This is a genomic window from Plasticicumulans sp. (assembly GCF_035331805.1).
Classification (GTDB): Bacteria; Pseudomonadota; Gammaproteobacteria; order Competibacterales; family Competibacteraceae; genus Plasticicumulans.
Map to the genome: position 1 here is coordinate 1 of NZ_DAOLKE010000060.1, position 10,854 is coordinate 10,854.

The 10,854-nt window shown below is 71.4% G+C and carries 8 protein-coding genes and 1 pseudogene; 4 read left to right on the plus strand and 5 right to left on the minus strand.

Going from position 1 to position 10,854, the window contains the following annotated elements; all coding sequences use genetic code 11:
- From PKE44_RS06565 to PKE44_RS06585, 5 genes are all read right to left on the minus strand, one after another.
- On the minus strand, positions 1–909 hold a 909-nt coding region (locus PKE44_RS06565; RefSeq protein WP_324549277.1), incomplete at its 3' end, for an MATE family efflux transporter.
- A complete protein-coding gene (locus PKE44_RS06570) occupies positions 906–1,736 on the minus strand; it encodes a D-hexose-6-phosphate mutarotase (protein WP_324549279.1) in 831 nt (276 codons plus the stop codon). The genes PKE44_RS06565 and PKE44_RS06570, both read right to left, overlap by 4 nt.
- 22 nt (positions 1,737–1,758) lie before the next feature.
- Positions 1,759–2,397 carry a LysE family translocator gene (locus PKE44_RS06575; protein WP_324549281.1) on the minus strand — a complete coding sequence of 213 codons (639 nt, stop codon included), beginning with the start codon at positions 2,395–2,397 and terminating at the stop codon, positions 1,759–1,761.
- A gap of 92 nt (positions 2,398–2,489) precedes the next feature.
- The gene (locus tag PKE44_RS06580) at positions 2,490–3,353 is read right to left on the minus strand and encodes a hypothetical protein (RefSeq protein WP_324549283.1); all 864 of its coding nucleotides are present in this window, start codon (positions 3,351–3,353) and stop codon (positions 2,490–2,492) included.
- A gap of 88 nt (positions 3,354–3,441) precedes the next feature.
- Positions 3,442–4,062 carry a hypothetical protein gene (locus PKE44_RS06585; protein WP_324549285.1) on the minus strand — a complete coding sequence of 207 codons (621 nt, stop codon included), beginning with the start codon at positions 4,060–4,062 and terminating at the stop codon, positions 3,442–3,444.
- Between the two features lie 320 nt (positions 4,063–4,382).
- On the opposite strand from PKE44_RS06585, the gene PKE44_RS06590 reads away from it, so the two are divergent.
- From PKE44_RS06590 to PKE44_RS06605, 4 genes and pseudogenes are all read left to right on the plus strand, one after another.
- Positions 4,383–4,646 (plus strand): ribbon-helix-helix protein, CopG family, encoded by a 264-nt coding sequence (locus PKE44_RS06590; RefSeq protein WP_324549287.1) that lies wholly within the window; start codon positions 4,383–4,385, stop codon positions 4,644–4,646.
- Complete coding sequence (locus tag PKE44_RS06595) at positions 4,633–5,049, plus strand: PIN domain-containing protein (protein ID WP_324549289.1); 417 nt, start codon at positions 4,633–4,635, stop codon at positions 5,047–5,049. The genes PKE44_RS06590 and PKE44_RS06595 overlap by 14 nt, the downstream gene beginning before the upstream one ends.
- An 8-nt stretch (positions 5,050–5,057) precedes the next feature.
- Positions 5,058–10,703 carry an excinuclease ABC subunit UvrA gene (uvrA, locus tag PKE44_RS06600; RefSeq protein WP_324549291.1) on the plus strand — a complete coding sequence of 1,882 codons (5,646 nt, stop codon included), beginning with the start codon at positions 5,058–5,060 and terminating at the stop codon, positions 10,701–10,703.
- A 32-nt stretch (positions 10,704–10,735) separates the two neighbouring features.
- Positions 10,736–10,854: pseudogene (locus tag PKE44_RS06605) on the plus strand (AAA family ATPase); the annotation flags it as partial.

A 10,854-nucleotide genomic window follows, 5' to 3' on the forward strand; every position in this document is an offset into this window, starting at 1 on the left:
CCCGACCGCGGCCCCGCCCCAGACCTCGGCGGCGTTCGCGAAGCCGTCGAGAAAATACGCACCGGCCACCAGCCACTGCATCAGCACCTGATTGGCGGCCAGCGTCGCGGTCGAAAGCGTGCCGCCGAAGCGCGTGAACGAGGCGAGCGTCAGCGTCAGCACCAGCGTGCGCAGCAGGATGTCGCGGTTGGCGCGCATCAGCCGCGCGAACTGCGCGCGCCCGCCGCTGCACACCGCCCGCAGCACGGCCGGTGCGAACTGCGCGCGCACGGCCGGCAGCCCCAGCGTCGCCAGACAGGTCAGCATCTCGGCGAGCGCGGTGCCGAGTCCGGCCCCGGCCGGGCCGAGGCCGAAGCCGAGCACGAACAGCGCGGTCAGCGCGGCGTTGCCGCCGTTCATCGCCAGCTGCAGGCCGAGCACGAGACGCGCCCGGCGCTGGCCGATCAGCCAGGCGGCGAGTGCGTAATTGGCAAGCGCGAACGGCGCGGCGGCGATGCGCCAGCCGTAATAGGCGCGCGCCGCGGTTTCGACCTCGGGAGCACTCGTCATCAGCCCGAAGGCCAGCGCCGCGATCGGTGCCTGCAGCAGGATCAGCACCGTGCCGATCAGCGCCGCCAGCGCCAGCGGGCGCAGCAGCGCCGCGGCCAGCTCCGTGGCATCGCCGGCGCCGAGCGCCTGTGCGGTCAGGCCGACCGTGCTCTGGCGCAGGAACGAGAAGGCCCAGAACAGCACGGTCAGCACCGTCGAGCCGACCGCGACCGCGGCGATCAGCGCCGGATCGGGCGAACGGCCCATGATCGCGGTGTCGACGATGCCGAGCAGCGGCGTCGTGAGGTTGGCGAGCATCACCGGCGCCGCGAAGCGCAGGATCGCCGCGCGCGACGGTACGGCGGTCGCGGCGTCCGTCAAATCACGCGGACCCGCTGCGTGCCGCGCCAGAGCGCACCGGCGGCGACCGACACCGGCGTGCGCACGATGGCCGCCTCGACGCAGACGTAGCGGCGCCAGGCCCCGGCTTCGAGATCGGCGAGTGCTGCGCCTTTCTCCGGCCCGGGGTTCCAGATCACGGCGTCCGGAAAGCCGTCGGCCTCGATCTGCAGCGTGCCGGCACCGGTCGCGAGCCGGATCGCTCCGCGCACGCCGGCGTACACGCGATCGACTTCGGCGCCGAAGCAAAGCGGCGCGCCATCGGGCGAATGGTCGATGCCACCACCGGCTGCCGCCGCACCGGCGTGGTCGCGATACGGATGCGCTTCCAGACCGCTGACGCGGGCGGCGTCGAGGTCGGTGACGGCGAAGTAGGTATGCAGCGCGCCGGTGAACGACAGCGGCGCCTCGCCGGTGTTGTGCACGGCCAGCGTCACGGCCAGCGTGTCGCCGGCCGCGAGCAGTTCGAGTTCGCAGCGGAAGGCCTGCGGCCACAGCGCGCGGGTCGCGGCATCGGCTTCGAGTGCATAGGTCAGCCGCGCGCGGCCGTCAGCAGCGGTGCCGGCGGCCGTGCACTGCCAGATCCGATCGCGCACGAAGCCGTGCTTCGGCAGCGGCCCGAAGCCCGAGAACTGCGGGAAGCACACCGGCACGCCGCCGCGGATCGCGACGCCGGGCGCCGGCTGGCTGAGCGGACTCAGGAACAGGCGCTCGCGGCCGTCCGGGGTCTGCCACGACAGCAGATGGCCGCCGTGGCGGCAGGCGGCGAGCACGGCGCCATCGCTGGCGCGGGCGTGGTTGCGTTCCATGAACGGTGACTCCGGCAGCAGTTCAGCGATCCAGCGCGAGCTTCGCCGCCAGCCCGACGAACAGGCCGCCGGTGCTGGCCTTGAACCAGCGCTGCACGGCGGCCCGGCCGCGGAAGTGCCGGGTCGCGAGATCGGTCGTGTGCATCAGCAACAGGATCCACACCAGACCGATGCCGACGAAGGTCAGGCCGAGCAGCACGAAATCCCCGACCGTGCCGACTCCGGGCGTCACGAACTGCGGCAGGAAGGAGATGAAGAACAGCCCGACCTTCGGATTCAGCAGATTGGTCACCACGCCCTGACGCAGCAGCTGCCAGCCACCGGCCTCGTCCGCGGCCACGGCCGGCAGCGGCACACCGTCGCCGGCGTGCCGCCAGGCCTCGCGCAGCAGCTGCACGCCGATCCAGGCCAGGTACAGCGCACCGGCGAGCTTGACCAGCTCGAACGCGAACGGCGACGCGGCGATCAGCGCCGACAGCCCGAGCGCCGAGGCGGCGACATGACCGAGGCAGCCGCCGCCGATGCCGGCCAGCGACCAGAGCCCGGCGCGCCGGCCCTGCGCGACGGTGCGCCCGAGCACGTACAGCGTGTCCGGCCCCGGCAGCACGGCCAGCGCCACCGAAGCGAGCAGGAAGGCAGGGAAATCATGGATGCCGGTCATTGCGGGCGGCTCCGGTCACGAAAAGGGAGCGGCAGTCTAGCCACGCCCCCGCAGCCCCGCGAGCCAGCCCGTGAGCCGCTGGCAAGTGCGCTTCACGCCGCCTCGCCGGTCCAGACGCCGTGCTCGTCGATCCAGGCCGTGACCAGATCCGGCGGCGTCACGTCGAAGCGGCGATTGCGCAGCATCACGCCCGGCAGCGGCGCCCCGACCTCGGCCGGGTCCTGGTCTTCGAGCGACACGCTCAGTTCCGGACTGCGCCTGCAGGACTCGGCGGCGACCACGAACGGAATGTCGACGGCGCGCGCCGCCAGCGCCATCGGCCAGGTGCCGGCCTTGCCGACCACGGCACCGTCGACGAGCACGGTGTCGGCGCCGACCAGCACCACGTCGGCCGCGGTCGCCGCCAGCGCCAGCTGCGCATCGGTGATCAGCGTCACCGGCACACCGAGACCGGCGGCGCGGGCCGCGAGCTGGCGGCCCTCGTTCAGCGGGCGCGCCTCGGTGCAGATCACGCGCAGGCCGCCGAGCGCGGCGATCTGCGCGAGGCAGGCGAGCACCGTCGTGCTCCAGCCGTGCGTCAGCACGGTACGCCCCGGCCCGATCCAGGCAGCGACGTTGGCAGCGGTGCTCGCGCCGGCGCTGCGCGAGTGCTCGCTCAGGCGCGCGGCACTGACCACGGCATGCGCGCGCAGCGCCTGCAGCGTACCGGCCTCGACGCGCTCGATGCGTCCATGCCAGTCGTTGACCAGCGTCATCAGCGGCGTCACGGCCGGCCGCGATGCCGTCACCTGCATCGCCGCCTCGGCGAGACTCGCGCGCAGCCCCGGCACCGAGCGCGCCGGCACGCGCTCGGCATAGGCCCCGAGTCCGGCAAGCGCCTGACGGGCGAGCTCGATGGCGCCGGCGGCACGATCTTCCCGCAACTGACGGATCAGGGTTTCGAGTTCGGCAGGCATCGGCGCACTCCGGGGAACGGGAAGCTGCGCGCAGTATTGTCGCTGTCCGCTCCGGCTGCGGCCTGTGCGAGACAGATTTGAGAAGATTTCAGGAACGGCGGCGCAGGTGGCGGACCAGCGCGAGCAGCACCAGCCCGAGCCCGAGCTGCCAGACCAGGTCCGGCTCCGGCAGCTCGGCCGGCGGCGACACCAGCCGGACTTCGGCATACAGGTCGTAGCGGCCGTTGTCGGCGAGGTCGAGCGGCCGGAAATGCACGCTGAGCACGCCGCCGCGGCCGAAGCCGATCTGCACCGGCTCGGCGCCGAAGTCGAAGGTCAGCCGCTCGCCGTGCGCATCGCCGGCGCGCCCGACCACGGCGCTGGCGCTGATGTGCACCGGTGCACTGCCCTCGGGCTGCAGCTCGAATTCGAGCCGGTAGCGGTCCTCGTCGGCCGGCACGCCCGGCACCAGCACGCGGGCGCTGTCGAAGGCCCCGACGACCAGCTCGCCGAGCGGCAGCATGCGCGTCTCGCCGGCCTGCAGCTCGAAGCGGGTCTCGACCCCCGGTGCGGCATACCACCAGCCGGCGCGGGCAGCCGGTTCGGTGTCGGACGGGCCGCCCAGACCAAGCCCGAAGGCATGGGCGAACACGCTCGCCGCCAGCAGCAGCAGCGCGCACAGGCCGCGCAGGGCATTGAAGCTCGGGATTCGGGACAGGACGTGCGACATGGTTCGGGCCGGGATCGGTGGGGGGAACGGCGTGAACGATCCGGGTTCCTCAATGACGCCGGGCAGGGTCCAGTGAACTTTTGGACAGACACAGTGAATCCAAGCAATACCCGAGCCAATTAATCAAGTCATTGCCATGAAAGCAATTATCTCAACCACCGCATCCTGAACCCGACATGGTTTGTAAAATCGCCTGACGCAACCGGACACATTCACGCCTGCCGGCAGGCCATGGCCGGGATACCGGAACCGGCATTGCCGGACGCAAGCGGCCGGGCCTAGGCTGGCCGTCCATTCGCGCCTGCCCCCGGAGTCATGCCATGCGCATCCAGTCCAGACTCGATGAAGCGCACGCCCGCAAGCTCGACGAAATCCGGCGAATGACCGGCGCCAGCATCAGCCGCGTAATCGAGCAGGCGCTCGACCTGTATCACGACCGGCTCGTGACCGGGCAGCCGTCGACGTATCAGGCCCTGCTGGACTCAGGCTTCATCGGCTGCGGCCCGCAAGGCCAGACGGAGCTTTCCACGGAATACAAGAAGGCATTCGCCGCCATCGTCGAAGACGGACATGATCATCGCTGACACCGGTTTCTGGATCGCGCTGGCCATGCCGGACGACCGTTTTCATGAACGGGCGTGCCGCCAGCTCGCGGACCTGAAGGAGCGGCTGATCGTGACCTGGCCGGTGATCACGGAAACCTGCCATCTGCTGGGCAAGCGCGTCAGCCGGCACGCGCAGCAGTTGTTCCTCCAGCACCTCGCCACCGGAGTCCTCGATATCTTCGACCTGCGCGACATCCATTTGCCGCGTGTCATCGAACTCATGCAGCGCTACGCCAACCTGCCGATGGACCTGGCCGACGCCTCCCTGGTCGTGCTCGCGGAACATCTGGGCGACGGCCGCATCCTGTCCACCGACATGCGCGATTTCGGCACCTATCGCTGGAAGAACACCGCCCCGTTCCGCAACCTGCTGGCCGACTGATCCCCCCGATGACCGATCCCCGCACGCCCGTCGTGCCCGCCACCGGCGCGATCCGGCTGCGGGATGCGCACCAGAACAACCTCAAGCACCTCGACCTCGACTTCCCGACCGGCCGGCTGACCGTCGTCACCGGCGTCTCGGGTTCGGGCAAGTCCTCGCTGGTGTTCGACACGCTGTACGCCGAAGGCCAGCGTCGCTACGTCGAGACCTTCAGCCCCTACGCGCGCCAGTTCCTCGACCGGCAGGACCGGCCGCAGGTCGGCTCGGTGGCGGGGATTCCGCCGGCGATCGCGATCGACCAGACCAATCCGGTGCGCACCTCGCGCTCGACGGTCGGCACGATGACCGAGCTGAACGACCATCTGAAGCTGCTGTACGCGCGCATGAGCACGCCGTGCTGCCGCGGCTGCGGCCGGCCGGTGCGCCGCGACGGGCCGGACAGCATCCTCGATGACCTGCACGCCCGCGCCGCCGCGGCCGGCGATCCGCGTCTGGCCGTGAGCTTCCCGGTCGCCGTCCGCGATCAGGCCGGGGCCGATGTCGAGGCGCTGCTCGCGCAGCAGGGCTATACGCGCATCCAGGCCCGCGAACCCGGCTGGCTGCACGTCGTGCAGGACCGCTTCCGGCTCGGCACGGCCGAACGGGCGCGCGTGATCGAGGCGCTGGAAACCGCGCTGCGTCAGGGGCGCGGGCGGGTCGACGTGCATGTGCTCGACCCTGCACCCGCTCCGGACGGCGACTCGCCCGAAGCGCCCGCCCCGCGCTGGCGCTATTCGGCCGACCTGCACTGCCCGGACTGCGACATCCATTACGCCGAGCCGGTGCCGGCGGCGTTCTCGTTCAACTCGCCGCTCGGGGCCTGCCCGATCTGCCGCGGCTTCGGGCGGGTCATCGATGTCGATTTCGGGCTGGTCGTGCCCGACGAATCGAAGACGCTCGCGCAGGGCGCCGTGAAGCCGTGGCAGACCGAGAGCTTCCGCGAGTGCCAGCAGGATCTCGAAAAGTACGCGCGGCTGCGCGGGGTCGCGCTCGACGTGCCGTTTCGCGACCTGCCGCCCGAGCACCGGCACTGGGTGCTCGAAGGCGAGGACGGCTGGCAGAGCTGGGAGCGCTCGTGGCCGAAGCTCTGGTACGGCGTGCGCCACTTCTTCGACTGGCTGGAGAGCAAGGCGTACAAGATGCACATCCGTGTGCTGCTCTCGAAGTACCGCGCCTACACGCCCTGCACGGCCTGCGCCGGCGCGCGGCTGAAGCCCGAATCGCTGGATTTCCGCCTCGGCACGCGCGCCGAGGCCGACGCGGTGCTGGCACCGGCGCGACGCTTCCTGCCGACGCAGGTGCGCTACCGGCGCGCCGTGCTCGAAACCCTGCCCGGCCTGACGCTGCACGACCTGATGCTGCTGCCGCTGACGCGGCTCGCGAGCTTCTTTGCGCAGCTGCGGCTGCCGGCCCCGCTCGACGAGGCCACCGGACTGGTGCTCGGCGAGATCCGCACGCGCCTGCGCTTCCTCGGCGAGGTCGGGCTCGGCTACCTGACGCTCGATCGCCAGTCGCGCACGCTCTCCGGCGGCGAGGTGCAGCGCATCAACCTGACCACGGCGCTCGGCACCTCGCTGGTCAACACGCTGTTCGTGCTCGATGAGCCGAGCATCGGCCTGCACCCGCGCGACATGCACCGCGTGATCGCGGTGATGCAGCGCCTGCGCGCGCAGGGCAACACGCTGGTGGTGGTCGAGCACGATCCGCAGATCATGTTTGCGGCCGACCGGCTGCTCGACCTCGGCCCCGGCCCCGGCGCACGCGGCGGCGAGGTCATGTTCTTCGATGCCCCGGCGCGGCTGGCCGGAGCGCGCGGTTCACTGACCGCCGACTACCTGCTCGGCCGCCGCCACGTCGCCGCCGGGCGCGTGCCGCGACCGGTCGATGACAACACGCCGCGGCTGCGGCTGTGCGGCGCGGCCGAGCACAACCTGAAGGCCATCGATGTCGCGATCCCGCTCGGACGGCTGGTGTGCGTGACCGGCGTCTCCGGCTCCGGCAAGTCGACGCTGGTGCAGGAAGTCCTGGTGCCGGCGCTGGCCCGCCGGCTCGGCAGGCCGACCGAGGCGCCCGGCGCGTTCCGGGCGCTCGAAGGCGGGCTGGAGATCGGCGAGGTCGTCGTCGTCGACCAGTCGCCGATCGGCAAGACCGCGCGCTCGAACCCGGCGAGCTACATCGGCGCCTTCGACGCGATCCGCAAGCTGTTCGCCGGCACCGACGCGGCGCGCGAGCGCGGCTACACGCCCGGCACCTTCAGCTTCAACGCCGGCAACGGCCGCTGCCCGGGCTGTCAGGGCTCGGGCTTCGAGCACGTCGAGATGCAGTTCCTGTCCGATGTCTATCTGCGCTGCCCGGACTGCGACGGCACGCGCTTTCGCGCCGAGGTGCGCGAGGTCGAACTGGCCGGAAAATCCATCGCCGACGTGCTCGACCTGAGCGTCGCCGAGGCCATCGACTTCTTCGGCCCGCTGCGCGGCGGCCGCGAGGTCGTGCGCCTGCTCGCACCGCTCGCCGAGGTCGGGCTCGATTACCTGCACCTCGGCCAGCCGGTGCCGACGCTCTCGGGCGGCGAGGCGCAGCGCCTGAAGCTCGCCGGCCATCTCGTCGAATCCGCCGGCCGGCAGCGCCGGCGCCGCGGCGACGAGCCCGAGCCGCAGACGCTGTTCGTGTTCGACGAACCGACCACCGGCCTGCACTTCGACGACATCGCCCGGCTCCTCCAGGCCTTCGGACGCCTGCTCGATGCCGGCCACACGCTGCTGGTCATCGAGCACAACCTCGATGTCATCGACGCCGCCGACTGGCTGCTCGACCTCGGCCCCGAAGGCGGCGACGACGGCGGCGAGCTGCTGTGCGCCGGCCCGCCGGATGCCGTGATCGCCTGCGCCGCCTCGCATACCGGACGGGCGCTGGCGCAGTACCGCGCCGACATGCAGCGGCTCGCCGAAGGCCGCGCCGACGCCGTCGCCGAGGCACCGGCGAGCTACGCGGCCGCCCCGCCCGACGCCATCCGCATCCATCACGCCCGCGAGCACAACCTGAAGAACGTCAGCGTCGAGATCGCGCACCGCGGCTTCACGGTGATCACCGGCCCGTCCGGCAGCGGCAAGTCGACGCTCGCCTTCGACATCGTGTTCGGCGAGGGCCAGCGGCGCTATCTCGAATCGCTGAACGCCTACGCGCGCCAGTTCGTGCAGCCGGCGGCGCGCCCGGAGGTCGATGCCGTGCACGGCATCCCGCCGACGGTCGCGATCGAACAGCGCGTGTCGCGCGGCGGGCGCAAGTCGACGGTGGCGACGCTGACCGAGACCTATCACTTCCTGCGCCTGCTGTGGATGAAGCTCGGCACGCAGTACTGCCCGGACTGCGCGCGCCCGATCGAGCCGCAGAGCGAGGATGCGATCGCCGCGAAGCTGATGGCGCAGCACCGGGGCTCGCGCATCACGCTGCTGGCGCCGCTGGTGGTGCACCGCAAGGGCCTGTACACCGACCTCGCCAAGTGGGCGCACGGCAAGGGTTACGAGCGCCTGCGCGTCGACGGCGACTGGCTGCCGACCCGACCCTGGCCGCGGCTCGATCGCTTCCGCGAGCACACGCTGGAGCTGCCGGTCGCCGAGTTCGTGGTGCTGCCGAACACCGAACGCGAACTGCGCGCCGCGCTCGGCACGGCGCTGGAAATCGGCAAGGGCGTGCTGCATGTACTGGCCGGCGACGCGCTGCAGGTCTGGTCGACGAAGCGCGCCTGCCCGGCCTGCGGCACGAGTTTTCCGGAACTCGACCCGCGGCTGTTCTCGTTCAACTCGAAGCACGGCTGGTGCGAGGGCTGTCAGGGCACCGGCGTGCGCGTCGCCGGCTTCCAGCGCGACGACCGCCTGAGCGAGGAACAGGTCGATCGCGCGCTCGATGACTGGCTGGATGCGCGCGGCGACGACACGCCCTGCCCGGACTGCGCCGGCGAGCGGCTGAATCCGGTGGCGCGCGCCGTGCGCTTCCGCGGCCTGTCGATCGGTGCGCTGACCGCCCGGCCGGTCGCGGCGGTCGCCGGTTTCCTCGATGAACTGGCGCTCGCCGGGCGCGAGGCCGACATCGCCGGTGGCCTGGTCGCCGAGATCGGTTCGCGCCTCGGCTTCCTGCAGGAGGTCGGGCTCGGCTATCTGACGCTCGATCGCGCCGCCCCGACGCTCTCGGGCGGCGAGTCGCAGCGCATCCGCCTCGCCGCGCAGCTCGGATCGAGCCTGTCCGGCGTCGCCTACGTGCTCGACGAGCCGACCATCGGCCTGCATCCGCGCGACAACCGCATCCTGCTCGATGCGCTCGAAAAGCTCGAAGCGCGCGGCAACACGCTGATCGTCGTCGAGCACGACGAGGACACCATCCGCCGCGCCCACCACATCATCGACCTCGGCCCCGGCGCCGGCCGGCTCGGCGGCGAGGTGGTCGCCGAGGGCACGGCCGATGAACTGGCCGCGAATCCGGCCTCGCCGACCGGTCGCTGTCTGGCCGCACCGCTGCAGCACCCGCTGCAGCCGCGCCGGCCGGTCGAGCCCGGGCAGCCGGCGATCGAACTGCTCGGGGCCAGCCGCCACAACCTGAAGAACGTCTGCGCACGCGTGCCGCTCGGCCGGCTGGTGGTCGTCACCGGCGTGTCGGGATCGGGCAAGTCGACGCTGGCGCGCGACGTGCTTTACACCAACCTGCACGCGCTGGTCGCCGCGCGCGGCAAGGGCCGCAACGCGCAGCCGGTCGCCATCGAGCTGCTCGGCTGCGCGCTGCTGCGCGGCTGGGAGCCGGTCCTGCGCGTGCTCGAAGTCGACCAGACGCCGATCGGCAAGACGCCGCGCTCGTGCCCGGCGACCTACGTCGGCTTCTGGGATGCGATCCGCAAGCTCTACGCCGACACCCGGGAAGCACGCATCCGCGGCTGGAGCGCCTCGCGCTTCAGCTTCAACACCGCCGGCGGCCGCTGCCCGGTCTGCGAGGGCAGCGGCACGGTGCGCGTCGAGATGAACTTCCTGCCCGACGTGAAGCTGCCGTGCGAGGCCTGCGGCGGTGCGCGCTTCGATGCCGCGACGCTGGAGGTCGAATGGCGCGGCCTGTCGATCGGCGCGGTGCTGGCACTCAGCGTCGACGAGGCCGTGGAATTCTTCGCCGCACACCCGCTGATCCACCACCCGCTGAAGCTGATGCAGGATGTCGGCCTCGGCTACCTCACGCTCGGCCAGCCGAGCCCGACGCTGTCGGGCGGCGAGGCGCAGCGCATCAAGCTCGTGACCGAACTGGCGAAGGTCAAGACCAGCCTGCGCACCGGCCGCACGACGCCGCACACCTTGTACGTGCTCGACGAACCGACCGTCGGCCTGCACATGGCCGATGTCGACAAGCTCGCGCGCGTGCTGCACCGGCTGGTCGACGCCGGCAACACCGTCGTGCTGATCGAGCACAACCTGGATCTCATCGCCGAAGCCGACTGGCTGCTCGACCTCGGCCCGGAAGGCGGCGCCGCCGGCGGCGAACTGGTCGCTCAGGGCACGCCGGAAGCGGTGATGGCGCAGGCGGGGGCATCGCATACGGGGGCGGTGCTGGCGGAGTTCATGGCGGGGCGCAGCCAGCCGTGACGACCGTGACCTGATCGCGCAAACTGTCCTGCATGAGCAAGATCACCAGAATCACGGTTCGCGGCTACAAATCGATTCGCGCACTCGAAGCCTTCGAACTGCGTGACCTGAATGTCTTGATCGGCGCCAACGGCGCCGGCAAAAGCAACTT